Origin of the sequence: Paraburkholderia sp. J8-2, from assembly GCF_905220195.1 — a bacterium.
Lineage (GTDB): Bacteria > Pseudomonadota > Gammaproteobacteria > Burkholderiales > Burkholderiaceae > Paraburkholderia.
On record NZ_CAJMZA010000026.1, the window covers coordinates 1 to 22,662 of the forward strand.

17 protein-coding genes and 2 pseudogenes are annotated in these 22,662 nt (G+C 66.1%); 14 read left to right on the forward strand and 5 right to left on the reverse strand.

The annotated features are described in order from the left end of the window. Window positions 1-236 precede the first annotated feature (236 nt). Window positions 237-1,238 (forward strand): protein-methionine-sulfoxide reductase catalytic subunit MsrP, encoded by a 1,002-nt coding sequence (gene msrP / locus U5A52_RS33420; protein WP_321938245.1) that lies wholly within the window; start codon window positions 237-239, stop codon window positions 1,236-1,238. 12 nt (window positions 1,239-1,250) lie between these two features. Continuing rightward, window positions 1,251-1,976 carry a protein-methionine-sulfoxide reductase heme-binding subunit MsrQ gene (gene msrQ, locus U5A52_RS33425; RefSeq protein WP_415774088.1) on the forward strand — a complete coding sequence of 242 codons (726 nt, stop codon included), beginning with the start codon at window positions 1,251-1,253 and terminating at the stop codon, window positions 1,974-1,976. 77 nt (window positions 1,977-2,053) lie between these two features. Here msrQ and lysA read toward each other — a convergent pair whose 3' ends face one another. After that, window positions 2,054-3,325 carry a diaminopimelate decarboxylase gene (gene lysA / locus U5A52_RS33430; protein ID WP_321915919.1) on the reverse strand — a complete coding sequence of 424 codons (1,272 nt, stop codon included), beginning with the start codon at window positions 3,323-3,325 and terminating at the stop codon, window positions 2,054-2,056. Between lysA and U5A52_RS33435 the strand changes: the two genes are divergently transcribed. Then, window positions 3,324-3,563 (forward strand): hypothetical protein, encoded by a 240-nt coding sequence (locus U5A52_RS33435; protein ID WP_321915924.1) that lies wholly within the window; start codon window positions 3,324-3,326, stop codon window positions 3,561-3,563. The genes lysA and U5A52_RS33435 overlap by 2 nt on opposite strands. A gap of 20 nt (window positions 3,564-3,583) precedes the next feature. On the opposite strand, the pseudogene U5A52_RS43360 reads toward U5A52_RS33435, so the two are convergent. Beyond that, window positions 3,584-3,682 (reverse strand): annotated as a pseudogene (locus U5A52_RS43360) (hypothetical protein); the annotation flags it as partial. A 35-nt stretch (window positions 3,683-3,717) separates the two neighbouring features. Between U5A52_RS43360 and cyaY the strand changes: the two are divergent. Beyond that, entirely contained in the window at window positions 3,718-4,035 is a 318-nt protein-coding gene (cyaY, locus tag U5A52_RS33440) for an iron donor protein CyaY (RefSeq protein ID WP_321915918.1), read from the forward strand. A gap of 85 nt (window positions 4,036-4,120) precedes the next feature. On the opposite strand, the gene U5A52_RS33445 is transcribed toward cyaY, so the two are convergent. Continuing rightward, window positions 4,121-6,565, reverse strand: a complete 2,445-nt coding sequence (locus U5A52_RS33445; RefSeq protein WP_321938249.1) for a penicillin-binding protein 1A — start codon at window positions 6,563-6,565, stop codon at window positions 4,121-4,123. 284 nt (window positions 6,566-6,849) lie between these two features. Here U5A52_RS33445 and pilM point away from each other — a divergent pair, with 284 nt between their 5' ends. The 8 genes from pilM to ugpQ all read left to right on the forward strand — a co-directional run bounded on the left by pilM (window position 6,850) and on the right by ugpQ (window position 14,879). Beyond that, a complete protein-coding gene (pilM, locus tag U5A52_RS33450; protein ID WP_321915916.1) occupies window positions 6,850-7,830 on the forward strand; it encodes a type IV pilus biogenesis protein PilM in 981 nt (326 codons plus the stop codon). 226 nt (window positions 7,831-8,056) lie between these two features. Continuing rightward, window positions 8,057-8,485 carry a PilN domain-containing protein gene (locus U5A52_RS33455; protein ID WP_321938251.1) on the forward strand — a complete coding sequence of 143 codons (429 nt, stop codon included), beginning with the start codon at window positions 8,057-8,059 and terminating at the stop codon, window positions 8,483-8,485. Beyond that, entirely contained in the window at window positions 8,482-9,372 is an 891-nt protein-coding gene (locus U5A52_RS33460) for a hypothetical protein (RefSeq protein ID WP_321915914.1), read from the forward strand. The genes U5A52_RS33455 and U5A52_RS33460 overlap by 4 nt, the downstream gene beginning before the upstream one ends. Continuing rightward, on the forward strand, window positions 9,369-10,991 hold the full coding sequence (pilQ, locus tag U5A52_RS33465) for a type IV pilus secretin PilQ (protein ID WP_321938252.1): 1,623 nt from the start codon (window positions 9,369-9,371) through the stop codon (window positions 10,989-10,991). Before U5A52_RS33460 ends, pilQ begins: the two co-directional genes overlap by 4 nt. Window positions 10,992-11,122: 131 nt before the next feature. Further along, on the forward strand, window positions 11,123-11,677 hold the full coding sequence (aroK, locus tag U5A52_RS33470; protein WP_321915923.1) for a shikimate kinase AroK: 555 nt from the start codon (window positions 11,123-11,125) through the stop codon (window positions 11,675-11,677). A 63-nt stretch (window positions 11,678-11,740) separates the two neighbouring features. Next, window positions 11,741-12,823 carry a 3-dehydroquinate synthase gene (gene aroB, locus U5A52_RS33475; RefSeq protein ID WP_321915912.1) on the forward strand — a complete coding sequence of 361 codons (1,083 nt, stop codon included), beginning with the start codon at window positions 11,741-11,743 and terminating at the stop codon, window positions 12,821-12,823. 34 nt (window positions 12,824-12,857) lie between these two features. Further along, window positions 12,858-14,063 carry a deoxyguanosinetriphosphate triphosphohydrolase gene (locus U5A52_RS33480; RefSeq protein WP_321938253.1) on the forward strand — a complete coding sequence of 402 codons (1,206 nt, stop codon included), beginning with the start codon at window positions 12,858-12,860 and terminating at the stop codon, window positions 14,061-14,063. 51 nt (window positions 14,064-14,114) lie between these two features. Further along, window positions 14,115-14,879, forward strand: a complete 765-nt coding sequence (ugpQ, locus tag U5A52_RS33485; RefSeq protein WP_321938306.1) for a glycerophosphodiester phosphodiesterase — start codon at window positions 14,115-14,117, stop codon at window positions 14,877-14,879. A gap of 47 nt (window positions 14,880-14,926) precedes the next feature. Here the strand turns inward: ugpQ and U5A52_RS33490 are convergent, their stop codons facing one another. Beyond that, complete coding sequence (locus U5A52_RS33490) at window positions 14,927-15,304, reverse strand: glycine zipper domain-containing protein (RefSeq protein ID WP_321915910.1); 378 nt, start codon at window positions 15,302-15,304, stop codon at window positions 14,927-14,929. Window positions 15,305-15,679: 375 nt separating this feature from the next. Then, window positions 15,680-16,399: an OmpW/AlkL family protein gene (locus U5A52_RS33495; protein ID WP_321915909.1), complete on the reverse strand. Its 720-nt coding sequence runs from the start codon at window positions 16,397-16,399 to the stop codon at window positions 15,680-15,682. 188 nt (window positions 16,400-16,587) lie between these two features. Between U5A52_RS33495 and U5A52_RS33500 the strand changes: the two are divergent. Further along, window positions 16,588-17,289, forward strand: a pseudogene (locus U5A52_RS33500) (transposase); the annotation flags it as partial. A gap of 613 nt (window positions 17,290-17,902) precedes the next feature. Further along, the gene (locus tag U5A52_RS33505; protein ID WP_321938254.1) at window positions 17,903-22,603 is read left to right on the forward strand and encodes a glutamate synthase-related protein; all 4,701 of its coding nucleotides are present in this window, start codon (window positions 17,903-17,905) and stop codon (window positions 22,601-22,603) included. The last annotated feature ends 59 nt before the right edge of the window (window positions 22,604-22,662 follow it).

Below are 22,662 nucleotides of genomic sequence, written 5' to 3' on the forward strand. Positions count from 1 at the left end.
GGGCTTGCACAGCTACGGCAAGCTGTAACCGAATCGGCCCGCAAGACGAACTAACCGTCGGATGCCTCGTGCTCCGACGGTTTTTTTTCGTCCGCCGGGAAGTTTTCTGCGAATCGCGCGTTTGCCCGCTTGAGGCCATCCAGTCGATCCACTTCGTGCGAGGCACGGCAGGGCGGGTCGGGATACGATCAATGTGCTGGCGGCGCACGCCACGCGAGAAGCAGGAGCTAAGCGATATGTGGACCAAGCGGAGCAGCAGGATCTTGCTCAACGGCGACGACATTCCCGCGAGTGAAATCACGCCGCAAAAGGTGTACGAACAGCGTCGGCGCATTCTGCGGGCGGCGGGTGCGCTCGCGCTCGGTGGCATGGCCGGGCCGTTCGGCGCGACGAGGGCATTCGCCGAATACGCGCCCGGCGACCCGAAGGCGCAGAAGCTCGCCGCGCAAACGAACACGAAATTCGTCGCGCTCGACAAGGTGACGCCCTACAAGGACGTGACGACCTACAACAACTTCTACGAGTTCGGCACGGACAAGGGCGATCCGGCGCAAAACGCGCACACGTTGCGGCCGCGTCCGTGGAAGCTGAGTGTCGAGGGCGAGGTGAAGAACCCGAAGGTCTACGACATCGACGAAATTCTCAAGCTCGCGCCGCTCGAAGAGCGCGTGTACCGCCACCGTTGTGTGGAGGGCTGGTCGATTGTCGTGCCGTGGATCGGTATTTCGCTCTCCGAACTGATCCGCCGTGCGCAGCCCACGGGCAACGCGCGCTACGTGCAGTTCATCACGCTCGCCGACCCCTCGCAAATGCCGGGCCTCGCCGAGCCGATCCTCGACTGGCCGTATTCCGAAGGCCTGCGCATGGACGAGGCGATGAATCCGCTCACGCTGCTCACGGTGGGCCTCTACGGCCAGGTGCTGCCGAACCAGAACGGCGCGCCGGTGCGTGTGATCGTGCCGTGGAAGTACGGCTTCAAGAGCGCGAAGTCGCTGGTGAAAATCCGCTTCGTCGCGAGCCAGCCGCCCACGAGCTGGAACAAGTACGCACCGACCGAATACGGCTTTTATTCGAACGTGAACCCGAGCGTCGATCACCCGCGCTGGAGCCAGGCTACGGAGCGGCGCATCGGTGAGGACGGTTTCTTCCAGCCCAAGCGCAAGACGCTCATGTACAACGGCTACGGCGACCTCGTCGCGTCGATGTATCAGGGCATGGATCTGCGCAAGAACTTCTGAGCAAAGCGCTTGATGGAGCGAGAGATGGAATCGACGACGACACCACAGGCCGCCGCGCGCGTGGGGCCGGTTCAGGCGCGTCCTGCGCGCAAGGCGGGGGTGGCGAGCGCGGCGGGCCCGCGCTGGCTGCCGTGGACGAAGGTGGCGGTGTTCGTCGCGGCGTTGTATCCGCTCGCACGCCTCGTGCTGTTCGGCTTCACGGATGGGCTCGGTGCGAATCCGATCGAGTTCATCACGCGTTCCACGGGGCTCTGGACGCTGGTGTTCCTGTGTATCACGCTTACTGTCACGCCGCTGCGCCGCCTGACCGGCTGGAATACGCTGTTGCGCTTTCGACGGATGCTGGGCCTCTTCGCATTCTTCTACGCGACGCTGCACTTCACGACCTACATCTGGTTCGACAAGTGGTTCGATGTCGCGGCGATGTTCAAGGACGTCGGCAAGCGGCCATTCATCACGGTGGGTTTCGCGGCGTTCGTGCTGCTGATTCCGCTTGCCGTGACGTCCACGCGCGCAATGGCACGCCGGCTCGGCCGCCGTTGGCAGACGCTGCATCGGCTCGTCTACGCGATCGGCGTGCTGGCGATCCTGCACTTCTGGTGGATGAAGGCGGGCAAACACGACCTCGTGCTGCCCAAGCTTTACGGCGCGATCATGCTTGTGCTGCTGGGCTGGCGCGCGGGCGCATGGCTGCTTGCGCGATGGCGCGCCTCGCGCCCGGGTGCGGGTGCCGCATAGGCGAACACTCACACCTGAAGACAACAAAAAAGCGACGCCTTGGCGTCGCTTTTTTTGTGGCAGAGCGAACGAAAAGCTCAGTCCGGCAACACGCGCTCACTCGCGAACAACTGCGCCACGTTTTCGCGTTCGCGCGCGAGATGCACGCGCGTGCCGTCGACCATCACTTCGGCCGCGCGCGCACGCGTGTTGTAGTTCGAGCTCATCACGAAGCCGTACGCGCCTGCCGAGCGGATCGCGAGCACGTCGCCCGGTTCGATCGCGAGCGAGCGTGCGCGGCCCAGCCAGTCGCCGCTTTCGCACACCGGGCCGACCACGTCGTAGGTCTGCGGCGCCGACTGGCGTGCAACGACGGGTTCCATCGCGTGATACGCGTCATACATGGCGGGACGTGCGAGGTCGTTCATCGCGGCGTCGACGATCGCGAAGTTCTTTTCCGAGCCCGGCTTCAGGAACTCGACCGTGGTGAGCAGGATGCCCGCATTGCCTACGAGCGAGCGGCCCGGCTCGAAGTACACCTCGCGGGTCTTGCCCGTTTTCGCGCCATACGCCTCGATGCGGTCGAGCACCGTGCGCACGAATTCGCCGATGTCGGGCGGCGTTTCGTCGTCGTAGGTGATGCCGAGGCCGCCGCCCACGTCGATGTGGCGGATGCTCACGCCGTCGGCTTCGATCTGATCGACGAGTTCGAGCAGCTTGTCGATGGCGTCGAGATACGGCGCGATTTCGGTGATCTGCGAGCCGATGTGACAGTCGATCCCGACCACGTCGAGGTGCGCCATGGCTGCGGCGGCGCGATAGGTTGCGCGCGCTTCTTCGAATGCCACGCCGAACTTGTTCGCCTTCAGGCCGGTGGAAATGTACGGATGCGTTTTCGGATCGACGTCGGGGTTCACGCGCAGCGAAACCGGCGCCTTCTTGCCGAGCTTGCCCGCCACATCGTTCAGGCGGTCGAGTTCGGGAATCGATTCGACGTTGAAGCACTTCACGCCCGCTTCGAGCGCTTCGCGCATTTCGCCGGCGGTCTTGCCGACGCCCGAGAACACCACGTCCTGCGCTTTACCGCCTGCCGCGAGCACGCGGGCGAGCTCGCCCGCCGAAACGATGTCGAAGCCCGCGCCTTCGCGCGCGAACACGTTGAGCACGGCGAGGTTGCTGTTCGCTTTGACCGCGACGTGCACCTTGGCGCGGCGGCCGGCGCAGGCGTCGGCGTAGGCGTGCCACGCGGCGGTGAGCGCCGCGCGCGAGTACACATAGAGCGGCGTGCCGTACTGTGCGGCGAGATCGGCGGCCGACACGCCTTCTACGAAGAGCGTACCGTTATCGCGGTGAAAAGCGGACTGGGTCATGCGAGCGTTTTACTGGGTTGGCGTAGCGTCGGAAGCCGTTTGCGGGCTACCGGTCGCGGGTGTGGTGCTGAGTTCGGAGTCGGGGGACAACGAGAGCGGCGTGCCCGAAGTGTCCGGAACGGTGCCGACCGGTGCCGAAGCCGACTCGGGCGCGCTGGCGGGCGTCGCCGCGCCGTTTTCCGGCTGGGCGGTTTCGAAATTGGGCTTGGGCGGAAGCGGCGGCACGTTGGGCATGTAGAGCGCGCCGCGCTGGCCGCAACCTGCGAGCGCGACGGCGCTGATCGCAAAAGCCGCTAGAATCGCGCGGGGCGTCCATGCGCTGGGGGCCGCTGCGCGCGTCCGGGAAATGACACGCATAATTGTCCCTGAATGAATAACCGGTGGAGTTTAGCATGCCAGACAATGACTACCTGAGCCGCGCGGAGGCCGTGCTGGCGGCCGTGGAGCGGGCCGTAGACGATGCCGAAGCGGACATCGAACTCGAACGCAGCGGCAACGTTCTGACGCTCGAATTCGAGAATCGTACGAAGATCATCGTGAATCTGCAGCCGCCGATGCGCGAAATCTGGATCGCGGCGAAGGCTGGCGGTTTCCACTATCGCTTCATCGACGGCGAGTGGCGCGACACGCGCACGGGCACCGAATTCTTCTCGGCGCTCACGGCCTACGCGACGGAGCAGGCGGGCGAGCCGGTGCGGTTCGAGCCGTAAGCGCGCAAGCGTGAGCACGTAAATAAAACGGGCGCCAGTTAAATGCTGGCGCCCGTTTTTTTCATTGCTTCGGCTCCGGCGAGCTTCAGTGCCCGCGGAACAGATTCATGATGTCTTCCTTTTCCTTCGCGTTCACGTGCTCGGGCGTGGGCGCGGCGTTCGCGGAGTCAGCGCCGCCCGAGCCCGACGCGCCGCTCGCCGAAGCCTCGAGCGCTGCCTGGCTGATGCCGACGGTCGAGACGAAACCGCGCCCCGGCGTGGCGTCGGCGTAGTAGAGCTCGTCGCCGAGCGTGACGACGCCGTCCGGCATCGCCATCTTGTACTCGGGCACGCCGTTGAGCGCCTTCTGCATATAGTCGATCCACACCGGTAGCGCGAGGCCGCCGCCCGTTTCCTTGTCGCCAAGGCTGCGCGGGTTGTCGTAGCCAATCCACGCAATCGCGGCCAGCGTGTGCTGGTAGCCCGCGAACCACGCGTCGCGCGAGTCGTTGGTTGTGCCGGTCTTGCCGCCCAGGTCCGTGCGCTTGAGGACGTTCGACTTCGCGCCCGTGCCGCGCTGCGCCACGCTCTGCAAGAGGCTGTTCATGATGTACGCGTTGCGCGGGTCGATCGCGCGCGGCGCGTTTTGTTCAGCCACGAGCGGCTGCGCCTGGGCGACCACCATGCCGCGCTGGTCGGTGACCTCGGCGATCAGGTACGGATTCACGCGATACCCGCCGTTGGCGAACACCGAGTAGCCGGCGGCCATTTGCAAAGGCGTGACGAGACCCGCGCCGAGCGCCATCGGCAGGTAGGCAGGATGGCGGTCGGCGTCGAAGCCGAAATGCGTGATGTACTGCTGCGCGTACTTCGTGCCGATGTGGTTGAGGATGCGGATCGACACGAGGTTCTTCGACTTCATGAGCGCCGTGCGCATGCTCATGGGGCCGTCGAAACCGCCGCCATAGTTCTTCGGTTCCCACGCCTGACCGCCCGTTTCAGCGGCGCTGAAAAAGAGCGGCGCGTCGTTGATGACGGTCGCCGGCCCGAGCCCCTTGTCGAGCGACGCCGAGTAGATGAACGGCTTGAAGCTCGAACCCGGCTGGCGCCACGCCTGGGTGACGTGGTTGAACTTGTTCTTGTTGAAGTCGAAGCCGCCCACGAGCGCGCGGATCGCGCCGTCCTGCGGCACGATCGAGATGAATGCGCCTTCGATTTGCGGCAACTGCGTGATCGACCACTCGCCTGCATTGTTGCGCGCCAGACGGATGATTGCGCCCGGCCGGATTCTCTGCGACGGCTGGGCTCGCGTGCTCAGCGCGAACTGCGCGAAGCGCAGCCCGTCGCCGGTGATGCTCGTGGTGTTGCCGTCCATGAACGTGGCCCGCACTTCCTTCGGACTGGCCGACGTCACGACGGCTGCCACGAGTTCGCCGTTGTCGGGGTGCTCCACGAGCGCGTCGTCGATGGCCTGCTCGCGCTCGTCGGTATCCGTGGGCAAGTCGATGAACGCCTCGGGCCCGCGATAGCCGTGGCGGCGCTCGTAGTCCATCAGCCCGCGGCGCAGCGCGCGATAGGCGACGTCCTGGTCGGCGGAGTCGATGGTCGTGACGACGTTCAGCCCGCGCGTATACGCCTCCTCGTGGTACTGCGCGTACATCATCTGGCGCACCATTTCCGCGACGTACTCGGCGTGGACGCTGAACTCCTTGCCCTGACCCTTGACCACGAGCGGCTGCTGCGCCGCGTCGTCGTATTGCTGCTGGGTGATGTAGTGCAGCTCGAGCATGCGCTGGAGGATGTACTCCTGGCGTACCTTCGCCCGCTTCGGATTGACTACGGGGTTATAGGCCGACGGCGCCTTTGGAAGCCCTGCCAGCATCGCGCATTCGGCGAGCGTGAGATCTTTCAGATCCTTTCCGAAGTACACGCGCGCGGCGCTCGCGAAACCATACGCGCGCTGTCCCAGATAGATCTGATTCATGTACACCTCGAGAATCTGATCCTTCGAGAGCTTCGACTCGATCTTGTAGGCGAGAAGCATCTCGTAAATCTTGCGCGTGTAGGTCTTTTCGCTCGAAAGGAAGAAATTGCGCGCCACCTGCATGGTGATCGTGCTGGCGCCCTGGGTGGCGTGGCCGTTGGTGAGCGCGACGAATCCCGCGCGCGCGATGCCGGCGAGGTCGACGCCGCCGTGGTCGTAGAAGCGCGCGTCTTCGATAGCCAGAATGGCCTTCTTGAGGTTATCGGGCACGTCCCGGAAATGAACGACATCGCGCCGCTCCTCGCCGAACTCACCGATCAGGACGTGGTCGCGCGTGTAGATGCGCAGCGGCACCTTGGGGCGATAGTCGGTGAGCGCCTCGAGCGACGGGAGGTTGGGCGTGGCGACGACGAGCGCGTAGCCGAGCACCAGCGCCGCGCATACCACGCCCGCGAAGATGAGGCCGAAAAAGGCGATCAGCAGCGTGGCCCACCACGGGCGCTTGCGCCGCCGGGGCGGCTCGGGCGGCGTGGAAGGCGGTACGGACGAAGGAAGCTGATCTTGCATACGAACACCAGAAAAACGGTCCCGCGATTATAGCCGCCGCTCGCCCGCGGGCTTTCGAGATGCTTACATGGACGGCACGCGCGAGCACGCAACCCGCTGTTCCTGACGCTGTTATTCACGCTGCTTCCGATATTGGCACTGTAGTCGCGCCCCTCGCGCGTGGATAGCGCTTACATCGACCGTTGGCCGTTCGGCCGAGTATTCGAGCGCAGCCCCTATTCGCACAATTTCCCCTCGACGAGCTGCGAACGGGTTGCGGCGCGCGCACGTATGGGAGAAATGCGATGGGTTTCGGGAATCCGGTGTTGTTGGGCGCGCGCCGCTTTGCTGCGGGCGTCGATCTGGGCGCGCGAGGCGTCACGCTGGTGGTGTTGAGCCAGCGCATTGTCGGGGCGGGGCCGGTTCGCCTCGAATGGCTGGCGAGCGCACCGCTTGCACGCGAGGCGATGGCCGGCGCGGAGATCGTCGACCGGGCGGCCATCGTCGCCGCGCTTCGCAGTGTGTTTGGCGAGTTGCCGCGCGCCAGCGCCGCGGCGTCGCTGCGTTGCGCCATGGCGATGCCCACGAGCGCGACGCTCATCGCGACTGTGCCGCTCGCACGTCTTGCGCCGGCGGGCGCGGTGGACGAGTCCGGCATTCACGCGGCGCTCGAACCGCTCGTGCTGGCGGAGGCGGAGCGCGTGGCGGGCATGGAGCGCGGCGAGCTGGCGGTCGACTGGAGCGTGCTTCCGGCCACGCCTCGCGGCCACGAAGCGCAGGTGACGATCGCCGCGACGGCACGGCAGCATCTCGAAGCGCGCATCGAATGCGCGGCAATGGCGGGCGTCACGCTGTGCGCCGTCGACGACGAGGCGCACGCCGCGTTACGCGCCATGCGGCACGCGGCGGCATACGAACTGCCGCCGCACGAACCCTGGGTGGCGATCTGGGTCGGCCCAGAAGGCGTGCACGGCTGGTTGCTTGTCGACGACTCGGTCATGCGGCACATGCGCTTTCCTGCGCTAGAGCATGCCGATCTCGTGGAGGCGCTGCGCGACCTCGTCGACGGCGAGCAGCCCGGCTGCGTCCAGGTCGCGGGCGAGCTTGCCATGCTGCGCGGCGTGAACTTCACGCTGGCCGACATTGGCGACGCGCTGGGCGCGCCGGTGCTGCCCTTCGAATGCGGACCGCTAGCCGATATCGAGTGGCCGCTCGCGGCAACGCTTTTGCACGATCCGGCGTGCGCGGTGGCATTCGGACTCGCGTTGCGCGGGGTGGCGGAATGACGCTCGCGCGCGCCGTGCGCGTGCTGCCGGGCCGGGCCATAGGCGGATTCAATCTGCTTCCGTGGCGGCAGCGCGCCATACGCAGGCTGCGTCGCCGGCGCTTGCTCGAATGGGGCGCCGCGGCGCTCGGCGGCTGCGTGTGCTCGCTTGGCATCGTGCTGTGGCAGCACGTCGAATGGCGCGGGCTCGAGGCTCGGCGCGAGGCGCTCGAGCAGCCGCTCGCGCAGTGGCGCGCGAAAGCGAAGCGCGGCGCGTCGGCGAGCAACAGGCCCGGCAATACGCACGGGCTACGACGCGCTTTTTCGCCCTCGCGGATGCGTTGTCGAGCGATGTGCCGCCTCGTGTCGGCTTGCAGCAGCTCTCGCAATCCGCCGACGAGACCGATCTGCAGGCGAGCGCGGCGGACGAAGCGGCAGCGGCGGCCTGGCTCGGCCGGCTACGCTCGCTGCCAGGTGTAGACGCTGTGAGCGTGCGCGAGCTCAAACGCGGCGCACCCGCTGGAGCCGCACGCGACAGTGCGTCCGCCGCCGAACCGATACGCGTGGCGGCGCATCTCGTCTGGCAAGGCGCGAGCGCTGTGCCGCGCGCTGGCGTACCGCATGCGCGCGAGGCGGCGCGAGCGTCGAGCAGTGCCACGGCGAAGGGGGCGACATGAGCACGCTCTCTGCACACGGCGGTCAGGAACGGGGGCTTGTTTCGGCACAGGCAGGCGTGGGCAACGCGTTGCACGGATGGTCGCCGCTTCATGCGTGGAGCGCGCGCCGCCGGCTGGCTGTCGCGCTAACGATAGCAGTGCTCGCGTTCGCCGCGGCGAGCGGCGCTTGCATCGTCGGAGATCCGCTTGGCGTGCATGCGGCACGCACCGCGCTGAAGGACGCTCAAAAGCGGTACGACGACGCCCGGCAAGTCCTGGCGGGTCTGCCCGCGCTGCGCGAAGCCGCCGCGCGAACGCCTTCATCCGCGCCCCGCGCCGGCAATTCCGCGGACGACATTCGCCGCATCTCGCAACTCGCCGCGCAATCGGGCCTCGTTCTGCATGTACTAGAGCCAGGCGCCGCGGGCGGCGCGCAAACCGAGGCGTTCCGCTCGATCAAGCTGGTCGCACAAGGCAGCTTCGCGCAACTGTACGGGCTGCTCGAAGGGTTGGTGCGCGAGCCGGCACTGACGGCGCCATCCGAGCTGGCCATCCGGCGCACGGGAAGCGCGTTGTCGGTCTCGGCTACGTTGCGTGTGTACGATGCGCTTCCCGCTGTGCCGCTGGCGGCGGCGGCGTCCGAAACGGCGTCTCCTCCGGCGCCGGCTCGCGATCCTTTCGCCCATGCGCCAGCGGCCGGCGGCGCGCAAGACGGGTGGCGCCTCGCGGGCATCCTCCAGGATCGGCAGCGCACTGTCGCGCTCGTGGAAACACCCGAGGGCGTCGTGACTGCGCGGGCGGGCGAGACGATCGGCGATGCTCGCGTGGTGGAAGTCGGGCCGGCGCGGGTCGTCGTCGCGGCAGGTGGGGTGACGCGCGCGCTCGGCTGGGCGGAGGCAGTGAAATGAGCGCGCTAAAGTGGGGCGTTCGTGTCCTCGCCGCGTTGACGGTGAGCGCTGCGGGATGTGCTGCATGGGCCGCGGTGCCGTTGCCGCAACCCGCCTGGGCGCGTTCGCCGGTGTCGCTCGCGCGCTACGAAGCACCGCCGTTACCCGATGGGGCGGCCGAGCCCGCAGCAACCCAGTGGATCGCCAATCCGTTCACGGGCGGCGATTCGCCTGCACCGGAAGCCGCGCCCGAAGACCGTTTGCCCACGAACGCAGACGGCGCCCCCGGCGTGACGCCGCCCGTCGCCCGGCCTTCGCGTGAACCCGCTAACGACGCGCCAGCGGCCGCGCCGCTTGAAGGACCGCCCGTACCCATGCACGCGCCGCTGCGCCTTGGCGACGCCTCGACAGCGAACGACGGATTGCCGCCGGATCGGCCGATCACGCTCGATTTCCAGCGCGCCGAGCTGACAGCCGTTCTGCACGCGTTCGCCCAGTTCACGAAGCTCAATATCGTCGCGAGCGAACGTGCGCGAGGCCAGGTGACGCTGCGCCTCGAGCGTGTGCCGTGGCGCACTGCGTTCGACCTGCTGCTGGAGGCGAACGGCCTCGCAATGTCGCGTATCGGCGATGTGATCTGGGTCGCGCCTGCTGCTGAGGTGGCGGCGCGCGAGCGGCAGCGTTACGAGGCACACGCCAGGGCAGCTGAGCTGGAGCCGCTCGCAAGCCGCACGTTCGAGTTGCATTACGCGCGCGCCGAGGATTTGCGCCGGTTCCTGACGGGTTCGGGCACGCAGCGCGCACTGTCAAAGCGCGGCACGGCGGTGGCGGACGCGCGCACGAACCTCCTGTTCGTCACCGACCTGCCGGCGCGGCTCGACCAGATCGGCGAGCTGGTGCGGCGACTCGATGCACCGGCGCGCCAGGTGCTGATCGAGGCGCGTATCGTCGAGGGTGACGAGGGGCTCTCGCGCGAATTGGGCGTGCGTCTTGGCGTGACGCCGGTGAATGGGGACGGCACTCCGGCCCGCGGCGTGACCACAAGAGCGGACGGCACGGTCTACGATCTCGCAGCGGGCCCGATCTCCGGCTTCGAGGCCGCGGGCCTTGGCCTCACGCTGCTGGCTGCGCGCGCCACGCGATTGCTCGACATCCAGCTGAGCGCGCTCGAAGCCGAAGGGCGCGGGCGCGTGGTGTCGAGTCCGCGCGTCGTCACCGCCGACCGCACGAAGGCCGTCGTCGAGCAGGGCACGGAGCTGCCCTATCAGGCCAAGGTCGGGCAAGGCGTGTCGGGCGTGCAGTTTCGGCGCGCAAGCCTGAAACTCGAAGTCGAACCGCAGATCACACCCGATGGCCGCGTGATTCTCGACCTCGACGTGGCGAAGGACAGCGTCGGCGAGCAAACGGCCGCCGGGCCTGCGATCAACACCAAACACGTGCAGACGCGCGTGGAAATCGAGGACGGCGGCACGGTCTCGATCGGCGGCATCGACGCGACGGATGACCGCGAAGATGTGACGCGTGTGCCACTCCTGGGCAAAATACCGGTTCTGGGCGCGCTTTTTTCGCATCGTGCGCACCGGGACAAGCGCAGCGAGCTGGTGGTTTTCATCACGCCGCGTATCGTGGAATCGAATTGACCCTCATTCGCGGAGCAAGCCCGCCGCACGTACGCAGGCAGGTGCTTGCGGGGCCGGAACGCCGGGGATGCAGGCTCGACAACGCCGCCGCTTTGCCAGTAAGCTGCGGCACCAACCTTTCGTAGGAAACGCTGCAAGTGCGGGACGCAAACGCCAATGTATTTTTCGTAGGGCTCATGGGCGCCGGCAAGACGACCGTGGGCCGGGCGGTCGCGCGCCGGCTGGAGCGTCCGTTCTTCGACTCCGATCACGAGATCGAGGCGCGCACGGGTGCGCGCATCCCGGTGATCTTCGAGCTCGAAGGCGAAGCGGGCTTTCGCGACCGCGAGGCCCAGGTGATCGAAGAGCTCACGGGCCGCGAAAACATCGTCCTCGCCACGGGCGGCGGCGCCGTGCTGCGGCCTGAAAATCGCGCGGCGCTCAAGGCGCGCGGCTTCGTCGTGTATTTGCGCGCGCATCCGCACGATCTGTGGCTGCGCACGCGGCGCGACAAGAACCGCCCGCTGCTGCAAACCGAAGACCCCAAGGGGCGGCTCGAAGCGCTCTACGAGGTGCGCGACCCGCTTTATCGCGAAGTCGCGGACTTCGTGATCGAAACCGGCCGGCCCTCCGTCAACGGACTCGTCAACATGGTGCTGATGCAGCTCGACATGGCCGGCGTCGCGCGGGCCACGGCGCGCGAGTAGGGCGCAGGTCGCGCGGTATCTCGCAGGCTAGGCAACCCATCGGAAACCCACAAGATTCAGAGCATGATTACCGTCAACGTCGAACTGGGCGACCGCGCCTACCCCATCCATATCGGCTCCGGCCTGATCGGCCAGACGGCGCTCTTCGCGCCCCATATCGCCGGCAAGTCGGTGACGATCGTGACGAACACCGTCGTCGACCCGCTCTATGGCGAGACGCTGCGCGCCGCGCTCGCGCCGCTCGGCAAAGACGTCAACACGGTCGTGCTGCCCGACGGCGAGGCGCACAAGAACTGGGAAACGCTCAACGAGATTTTCGACGCGCTGCTCACCTCGCGCGCCGACCGCAAGACCACGCTCATCGCGCTGGGCGGCGGCGTGACGGGCGACATGACGGGCTTCGCCGCCGCCTGCTACATGCGCGGCGTGCCGTTCATCCAGGTGCCGACCACGTTGCTTTCGCAGGTCGACTCGTCGGTGGGCGGCAAAACGGGCATCAATCATCCGCTCGGCAAAAACATGATCGGCGCGTTCTACCAGCCGCAAGCCGTGATCGCCGATATCGGCGCGCTTGCCACGCTGCCGGAGCGCGAACTGGCGGCGGGCATTGCCGAGGTCATCAAGACCGGCGCGATTGCCGACGCCGAATTCTTCGACTGGATCGAAGCCAACGTGGAGGCGCTCAACCGCTGCGAGCCGCAAGCGCTCGCGCACGCGGTCAAGCGCTCGTGCGAGATCAAGGCCTCGGTCGTGGCCGCCGACGAGCGCGAAGGCGGCCTGCGCGCCATCCTCAACTTCGGCCACACATTCGGCCATGCGATCGAGGCCGGGCTCGGCTACGGCGAGTGGCTGCACGGCGAGGCGGTGGGCTGCGGCATGGTGATGGCGGCCGATCTCTCGGTGCGCGTGGGCATGCTGGACGAAGCGTCGCGTGCGCGCCTCGTGCGCGTGGTCGAGGCTGCGAAGTTGCCGGTGCGCGCGCCCGCGCTCGGCGCGGACCGTTACGTCGAACTGATGCAGGTCGACAAGAAGGCCGAGGGCGGGGCGATCAAATTCATCCTGCTCAAGCGCTTTGGCGAGACCCACATCGGCCGCGCGCCCGACGAAGCCGTGCAGGCCACGCTCGCAGCCACGACGCAGAGCTGACACGCCGCCGGCGATAACCCCTTGCGGAGGAACGGTGAGCGACACCCGCAGCGATAACCGTAGTGATGTCCCTTCTCAAACCGCCGACGCGAGCGCCGCGCTAGTCGCGTCGTTCGAGGCGGGCCTTGCGCCTTACGCGGCGCACGCCTCGCGCTCGCGCGGGCGGCGCTATCCGGAGCCGCCGCCTGCCGCACGCAGCGAATTCCAGCGCGATCGCGACCGCATCGTCCATTCCACGGCGTTTCGCCGCCTCGAATACAAGACCCAGGTCTTCGTGAACCACGAGGGCGATCTCTTTCGCACGCGGCTCACGCACAGCCTGGAAGTGGCACAGATCGCACGCTCGGTCGCCCGCAACCTGCGCGTGAACGAGGATCTGGTGGAGGCGATCTCGCTCGCGCACGACCTTGGCCATACGCCGTTCGGCCATGCGGGTCAGGACGCGCTCAACGAGTGCATGCGTGAGCACGGCGGCTTCGAACACAATTTGCAGAGCCTCGCGGTCGTGGATGAGCTCGAAGAGCACTACGGCGCGTTCGACGGCCTGAACCTGTGCTTCGAGACACGCGAAGGCATTCTCAAGCACTGCTCGCGTGAGCATGCGCGCCGGCTAGGCGATCTGGGCGAGCGCTTTCTGCTTGGCCGGCAGCCGTCTATCGAAGCGCAGATCGCCAACATCGCCGACGAGATCGCGTACAACAACCACGACGTCGACGACGGTTTGCGTTCCGGCCTGCTCACCATCGAGCAGCTCGCCGAGGTCGAGCTCTGGCAGACGCACTACGACGCCGCGCGCGACGAATATCCGCAGATCGAGGGCCGCCGCCTCGTTCACGAGACGGTGCGGCGCATCATCAACACGCTGATCGTCGATCTGATCGGGCAGACGCGGCGCAATCTCGCCGAATACGCGCCCCAGTCGCTCGACGACGTGCGCGCAGCGCCGCCGCTCGTCGCGCACAGCGAGCGCGTGGCCGCGCAGGCGGCCGCGCTCAAGCGCTTCCTGTACCGCAACCTGTACCGCCACTATCGTGTGATGCGCATGGCCAACAAGGCGCGGCGCGTGGTGAAGGGATTGTTCGATGCGTTCAGCGAAGACCCGCGCCTGTTGCCGCCCCCGTACCAGACGCAGGACGCGGCTTTGCAGCCGCGGCTGATCGCGCATTACATCGCGGGCATGACCGACCGCTATGCCCTGAAGGAGTACCGCCGCCTCTTCGTCGTCGCCGACGACGCTTGAGCGCGCGACGCATCCCACCTTGCTGCCCCTGCCGATTTCGGAGCCCATTTGATCAAGTCCTGGCCGTATCCGCGCGTGGCCGCGCACCGAGGGGGCGGCACGCTCGCGCCCGAAAACACGCTGGCGGGTCTGCGCACCGGCGCGAGCTTCGGCCACAAGCTGGTCGAGTTCGACGCCAAGCTGTCTGCCGACAACGTCGCTTTCCTGCTGCACGACGACACGGTCGAGCGCACGTCGAACGGTCGCGGCGCGGCGGCGCGCATGCGCTATGCGGAGCTTGCCGCGCTGGACGCGGGCAGCTGGCGGGACGCGCGTTTTGCCGGCGAGCCGATGCCAACGCTCGCGCAAGTCGCCGCGTGTTGTCATGAACTGGGGCTTGCGGCGAACGTGGAGATCAAGCCCTGCACGGGCCGCGACGTGGAGACGGGGCGCATCGTTGGCGCCGAGACGGCGCGTCTATGGCTGCAAACGGAGAATGAAGCACAGGCGGGCATGCCGCCTTTGCTCTCGTCGTTCTCCTATGCGGCTCTCGAAGCGGCGCGCGAGAGCGCGCCGGACCTGCCGCGCGGCCTGCTGTTCGAGCACGTGCCCGCGGACTGGCGCGAGCAGACCGCCGCGCTCGACTGTGTCTCGCTCCACGCGAGCCATCGACACCTGGATGAGGCACTCGTCGAGCGCATCAAATCGGCGGGGCTCTTCATCCTCGCCTATACGGTGAACGACCTCGAGCGCGCGCGCCAGCTCGTGAACTGGGGCGTCGATACGGTCTGCACGGACCGCATCGACCTGATCGGGCCGCACGCGCTCGACGCCTGAGGGGCGCCTGCGGCTAAGCCAGGCGGCCCTGCGCCCGGATCCTTCGTTCAGCGGGCGCGTGCGAGCAGTGCGCCCGCCACCAGCGCCACGCCGCCGACGATCGCGATGGCCTGCCACGGGTTGCGGTGCACGTAGTCGTCCGCGCCGGCAATGGCCGCGTCGGTATGCTCGCGCGCGGCGGCGCGCGCCACTTCGAGCCGCTCGCGGGCGGCGTCGAGACGTTTGCGGATGTCGGCGCGCAGCGCGGCGGCATCGGCCTGGGTTCCTTCGCCCAGCGTGTTTTCCAGCTCGGCGAGCAGATCACGCAACTCGTCGGTGATATCGGCGGCGGCACTGCGGCCGCGGCGCGCAATGCGCCGCGCATGGCGGCTCGTGCGCGTCCAGGAATCTCCGAGGGCTTCTCGCGTGTTCGGAAAGGCGCTCATGTATGGCTCCGTCGTTGAAAAGTCACAGGTAAAGGGCTCGCCGCGGTGCGCACGAAAAAGGGCGCGGGAGGGCGAGGACCGGAGTGCAAGTATTGCGCAATTCCGATGCCCGGGATTTGTACGCGCGCAGCAAGCCGGGCGCAAACGCCCGCCAGGCGGGGCTTCGCTCTCTGGTGACAAAACAGGTGATTACGGGGACAGCACGCTTTTTCGCAGAGGCATAGAATCAGGATAAGCCCATGCGAAGGCGGGGAAAATTTGATGGAGACGCGAAGGCGGGAAGGGCGTGGCCGGGTGGAAAACGCCGCCCTTCGCCCGGTGCCGCAGGGGCGAGGCGAAGGGCCGGCGCGAGGTCGTGCGGGGCGCTGGAGCGCGTTAGAAGTTGTAGCCGACCTTCAGGTACGTCACGAGCGGGTTCAGGTGAATCTTCGATTCCGCGACTCGCTGGGTGCCGAGCTGGTTGTTGACCGTCGTGTTGTACGTGGCGGTCACGTTGATCGGAATGTACGAGAGCGAGAAACCGGCGAACCAGTGCTTCGTGAAGTTGTAGTTGAAGCCCAGGTTAAACACGGGTGCCCAGGAACGATCCGTCGAAACGCTGGTCGGACCCCCAAGTACGCCCTGTTCGAAAGCGCCGTTGGTGATGTGAGCGTCGGTGAACCAGGCGTAGGTGACGCCAATGCCGAGGTAAGGACGGAATTTTGCTTCAGGGCTGTTGAAGTAGTACTTGAACAACAGCGCCGGGCTCCACAGCTTCGCCTCGCCGACCTTGCCGAAGCTGCTGAAGGTGCCGCCGCCGGAAATATCGAACTTCGGCGGGATGCCCAGTTCGGCTTCGGCGGCGAAGTGATCGGTAATGTAGTAGCCGATGGAGACGCCCAGGGTGTCGGCCGAGCCGACACTGGCGCCCGTGTTCGGAATGGACATGTTGACGGGCGTGCCGCCTGCGCTGTCGATCTTGAGCGGATCGCTGGTGTCCTGCGGCATGAAGCGGAACCAGCCGGTAGTGACGTAGAACGTATGTGCGGATTGTGCGTGTGCTGCCGTGAAACTGGCGAGCGCGGCGACCCCTGCCAGCGCCTGTTTTAATTTCATATTAATGCTCCTCCATGAAAGGCCCGCTCATTATGAACACAACGTTTGCAACAAACCATACGCGACCGTTAGAGCTTTTTTACTAAGCGCCGCGAGCTTTCCGCCGAAGCCGCATGCCAGCGAGAACTAGCGCTGGTGGGGCCTGGCGGGTCTGCGGGTATTCACCAACGGAACCAGGAAAATCGAGCATGGCACGGCTTGCACGTCTTTATGTTCCCGATCAGCCGCAGCATGTGATCCTGCGCGGACTCGATCAGCAGCCCGCGTTCGTCGATGACCAGGATTACGAACTGTTCATCGACTGCCTGAAGGCCGCGGCGCGCGATCATCATCTGGCGGTTCATGCGTGGGTTTTAATGCCCGGCGCGGTGCAACTGCTCGTCACGCCCTCCGACGAATCCAGCCTGCCTAAGGCAATGCAGGCGGTCGGCCGGCGCTACGTGGCGCATTTCAACCGGCGCTATGCGCGTCGCGGCACGCTCTGGGAGGGGCGCTACCGCGCGACGGTCATCGAGGGCGAGCGCTTCTTCCTGCTGGCGAGCCGCGTCGTCGAGCTCGCGCCAGTGCGCAACCATCTCGTCACGGCGCCCGAGGACTATCGGTGGTCGAGCTACCGCCATCACATCGGTCTCACCGTCGACAGCCTCATCACCGACCATCCCCTGTACTGGGCGCTCGGCAACACGCCGTTCGAGCGTCAGCGCGCGTATCGCGAACTCTGCGAGCAGGCGCTCGACGAACGCGAAACCACGCAGCTCATGCAGGCCACGCTCAAGGGCTGGGTGCTCGGCAGTGACACTTATCGCGATTGGGCGTCGCGCACAGCGAACCGGCGCGTCTCGCCGCTGCCGCGCGGGCGCCCGCGCAAGGTGCGCGAAGCGCCTGCCCCTGCGGCGGCTCCAGGCGCAATGGGTGCGGCGGCCACAGCGAGCGCGGCTTCGGCACCTGCGGCTGGATCGGGCGGCGGTGGAGGTGGTGGGCAATCTGTCCCCCATTCACCCTCGCACGCTAGTGTCAATCCGGCCGGCTCGACGTCGGCGCATGGGAGTGGTCACGCCGGGAGTGGTTCAGCTACAACACCGGGTGCAAATCCTGGGGGACCGAGCAGCCATTCCGGTGGTTCGCAGGATTCCGGTGGCGGTGGTTCGGGGGGGCCGAGTTCGGAGCATGAGGAACGGAAGCCGGGCACCGGCACCCACTGATTGCTTTTCGGATCAAGTGTTTACGAGATAAACGGCATCTTCGGATGCCGTTTTCTTTTGCCCCAATTTGATATGGCACCATTAAAAAAATGTGCGAATGCACCAACTCGATAATTGGGGTTCGAACATCACGTTTTATTTGCATCCCCTTGATTCGTCGCGTATATTCGCCTTTCGGCTCTCCTGGGCGCATAACGCGGGAAGCACGTACTACCCCGCGCAACGCCGTACAGCGGTCACGCAAGCGGCGGGAATCAAAGAACACAACGGCTGGCAACAGCCTCACTCTGACGGTGTCCCCATGAACGATCACCAGCAGCGCGCCGCGGTGCCCGCCGCGCAAGGTCTCTATGACCCGCAAAACGAACACGACGCCTGCGGCGTTGGCTTCGTCGCCCATATCAAGGGCAAGAAGAGCCACGAAATCATTCAGCAAGGCCTGAAGATTCTCGAAAACCTCGATCACCGGGGCGCCGTGGGCGCCGATCCGCTGATGGGCGACGGCGCGGGCATCCTGATCCAGATCCCGGACGCGTTCTACCGTGAAGAGATGGCCAAGCAGGGCGTGACGCTGCCGCCGTTCGGCGAGTACGGCGTCGGCATGATCTTCCTGCCGAAGGAACACGCCTCGCGTCTCGCCTGCGAGCAGGAACTCGAGCGCACGGTGCGCGCCGAAGGCCAGGTCGTGCTGGGCTGGCGCGACGTGCCGGTCGACCACACCATGCCGATTTCGCCGACGGTGAAGGCGAGCGAGCCGCTGATCCGTCAGATCTTCATCGGCCGCGGCAAGGACGTGATGGTCACGGACGCGCTCGAGCGCAAGCTGTACATCATCCGCAAGACCGCGAGCCACCGCATTCAGGCGCTCAAGCTCAAGCACGGCAAGGAATACTTCGTGCCGTCGTGCTCGGCGCGCACGGTCGTCTACAAGGGCCTGCTGCTGGCGGGTCAGGTCGGCGTGTACTACCGCGACCTGCAAGATGAGCGCGTCGTCTCGGCACTGGCGCTCGTGCACCAGCGCTTCTCCACGAACACGTTCCCGGCGTGGGAACTGGCTCACCCGTACCGCATGATCGCCCACAACGGTGAAATCAACACCGTGAAGGGCAACGTGAACTGGCTGAACGCCCGTACCGGCGCGATCGCCTCGCACGTGCTCGGCGACGACCTGCCCAAGCTCTGGCCGCTGATCTACCCGGGCCAGTCCGACACCGCTTCGTTCGACAACTGTCTCGAACTGCTGGTGATGGCAGGCTACCCGCTCGTCCACGCGATGATGATGATGATCCCGGAAGCCTGGGAACAGCACACGCTGATGGACGAGAACCGCAAGGCGTTCTACGAATATCACGCCGCGATGATGGAGCCGTGGGACGGCCCCGCTGCGATCGCCTTCACCGACGGCCGTCAGATCGGCGCGACGCTCGACCGTAACGGTCTGCGTCCGGCGCGCTATATCGTCACCGACGACGACCTGGTCATCATGGCGTCGGAAGCCGGCACGCTGCCGATTCCGGAGTCGAAGATCGTCAAGAAGTGGCGCCTGCAGCCGGGCAAGATGTTCCTGATCGACATGGAACACGGCCGCATCATCGACGACAAGGAGCTGAAGGACAACCTCGCCAACGCCAAGCCGTACAAGAGCTGGATCGATGCCGTGCGCATCAAGCTCGACGAGATCGAGCCGAAGGCGGAAGACGTCGCGACCGCGCGCGCCGAGGCCGCTGCGCTGCTCGACCGTCAGCAGGCGTTCGGCTACACGCAGGAAGACCTGAAGTTCCTGATGGCGCCGATGGCGATGTCGGGTGAAGAGGCGGTTGGTTCGATGGGCAACGACTCGCCGCTGGCGGTCATGTCCAACAAGAACAAGACGCTCTACAACTACTTCAAGCAGCTGTTCGCGCAGGTCACGAACCCGCCGATCGACCCGATCCGTGAAAACATGGTGATGTCGCTCGTGTCGTTCATCGGCCCGAAGCCGAACCTGCTCGACACGAACAACATCAACCCGCCGATGCGTCTCGAAGTGTCGCAGCCGGTGCTCGACTTCAAGGACATCGCGAAGATCCGCGCGATCGAGCAGTACACGGGCGGCAAGTTCAGCAGCTACGAGCTGAACATCTGCTATCCGGTGGCCTGGGGCAAGGAAGGCATCGAAGCGCGTCTCGCGTCGCTGTGCGCGGAAGCCGTCGATGCGGTCAAGTCGGGCTACAACATCCTGATCGTGTCGGACCGCCGCGCGGACCGCGACAACGTCGCGATCCCGGCGCTGCTCGCCACCTCGGCGATCCACTCGCACCTCGTGCAGCACGGGCTGCGCACGAGCACGGGTCTCGTCGTGGAAACGGGTTCGGCGCGTGAAACGCACCACTTCGCGCTGCTCGCCGGTTTCGGCGCGGAAGCCGTGCACCCGTACCTCGCCATGGAAACGCTCGCGCAAATGGCGCAGGGCCTGAAGGGCGATCTGTCGGCAGACAAGGCCGTCTACAACTTCACCAAGGCGGTGGGCAAGGGCCTGCTCAAGGTGATGTCGAAGATGGGCATCTCCACGTACATGTCGTACACGGGCGCGCAGATTTTCGAAGCGGTGGGTCTCGCTGACGATCTCATCGCCAAGTACTTCAAGGGCACGGCGTCGAAGGTCGGCGGCATTGGCCTCTTTGAAGTGGCGGAAGAAGCGATCCGTCTGCACCGCGACGCATTCGGCGACAACCCGGTTCTCGCCAACATGCTCGACGCAGGCGGCGAGTACGCCTACCGCGTGCGCGGCGAAGACCACATGTGGACGCCGGACGCGATCGCCAAGCTCCAGCACTCGGCGCGCAGCAACTCGTATCAGACCTACAAGGAATACGCGCACCTGATCAACGATCAGACCAAGCGCCACATGACCTTCCGCGGTCTGTTCGAATTCCGTCTGGACCCGGCGCGCGCGATCTCGATCGACGACGTCGAACCGGCCAAGGAAATCGTCAAGCGCTTTGCGACTGGCGCGATGTCGCTCGGCTCGATTTCGACCGAAGCACATGCCACGCTCGCCGTCGCGATGAACCGCATCGGCGGCAAGTCGAACACGGGTGAAGGCGGCGAAGACGAGAAGCGCTACCGGAACGAGCTGCGTGGCATTCCGATCAAGAACGGCGACACGATGCGTTCGATCATCGGCGAAGAAGTCATCAAGGACATCCCGCTGAAGGATGGCGACTCGCTGCGCTCGAAGATCAAGCAGGTCGCGTCGGGCCGCTTCGGCGTGTCGGCGGAGTACCTGTCGTCGGCTGACCAGATCCAGATCAAGATGGCGCAGGGCGCGAAGCCGGGCGAAGGCGGTCAGCTGCCGGGCCACAAGGTTTCGGAGTACATCGGCAAGCTGCGTTACTCGGTGCCGGGCGTGGGCCTCATCTCGCCGCCGCCGCACCACGACATCTACTCGATCGAAGATCTGGCGCAGCTCATTCATGATCTGAAGAACGTGAACCCGGTTTCGTCGATCTCGGTGAAGCTGGTGTCGGAAGTGGGCGTGGGCACGGTGGCAGCCGGTGTGGCGAAGGCCAAGGCCGACCACGTCGTGATCGCCGGTCACGACGGCGGCACGGGCGCCTCGCCGCTCTCGTCGCTCAAGCACGCTGGCACGCCGTGGGAACTGGGTCTCGCGGAAACGCAGCAAACCCTGGTGCTGAACCAGTTGCGCGGCCGTATCCGCGTGCAGGCCGACGGTCAGATGAAGACGGGCCGCGACGTGGTGATCGGCGCGCTGCTCGGCGCGGACGAATTCGGCTTTGCGACGGCGCCGCTCGTCGTGCAGGGCTGCATCATGATGCGCAAGTGCCACCTGAACACCTGCCCGGTCGGCGTCGCGACGCAAGATCCGGTGCTGCGCGCGAAGTTCTCGGGCCAGCCCGAGCACGTCGTCAACTTCTTCTTCTTCATCGCTGAAGAAGTGCGCGAAATCATGGCGCAACTGGGTATCCGCAAGTTCGACGATCTGGTCGGCCGCGCGGACCTGCTCGACACGCGCCGTGGCGTGGAACACTGGAAGGCGAAGGGTCTCGACTTCTCGCGCGTGTTCTATCAGCCGCAAGTGGGCGCCGAAGTCGCACGCATGCACGTGGAGTCGCAGGACCACGGTCTGGACCGCGCGCTCGATCACACGCTGATCGAGAAGGCGAAGGCCGCGATCGAAACGGGCGAGCATGTGTCGTTCATTCAGCCGGTGCGCAACGTGAACCGCACGGTCGGCGCGATGCTTTCGGGCGTCGTCGCGAAGAAGTACGGCCACGACGGTCTGCCGGAAGACACGATCCACATCCAGTTGAAGGGTACGGCGGGGCAGAGCTTCGGCGCGTTCCTCGCACGCGGCATCACACTGGACCTCGTGGGCGACGGCAACGACTACGTCGGCAAGGGCCTCTCGGGCGGGCGCATCATCATCCGTCCGACCAACGACTTCCGCGGCAAGTCCGAAGAAAACATCATCTGCGGCAACACGGTGATGTACGGCGCACTCGAAGGCGAAGCCTTCCTGCGCGGCGTGGCGGGCGAGCGTTTCGCGGTGCGTAACTCGGGCGCGACGGCAGTTGTCGAAGGCACGGGCGACCACGGCTGCGAATACATGACGGGCGGCACGGTGGTCGTGCTCGGCGAAACGGGTCGTAACTTCGCAGCAGGCATGTCGGGCGGTATCGCCTACGTGTACGACGCGGACGGCACCTTCGCCGGCAAGTGCAACAAGTCGATGGTCGCGCTCGACCCGGTCCTGCAACAGGCCGAACAGGAACGCACCGTGGATCGCGCACTGTGGCACACGGGCCAGACCGACGAAGCGCTGCTCAAGGGACTCGTCGAGCGTCACTTCCAGTTCACGGGCTCGCCGCGTGCGAAGGCGCTGCTCGAAAACTGGGATGCGGCGCGCCGCCAGTTCGTGAAGGTGCTCCCGACGGAATACAAGCGCGCACTGGGCGAACTCGGCGCGAAGAAGGCAAGCCAGGAAGAACTGGCCGCTTAAGCCGCGACGAAGCGATTCCAAGACGACGAAGCGCCCGCCGCGCGACAAGGTACGCGGCG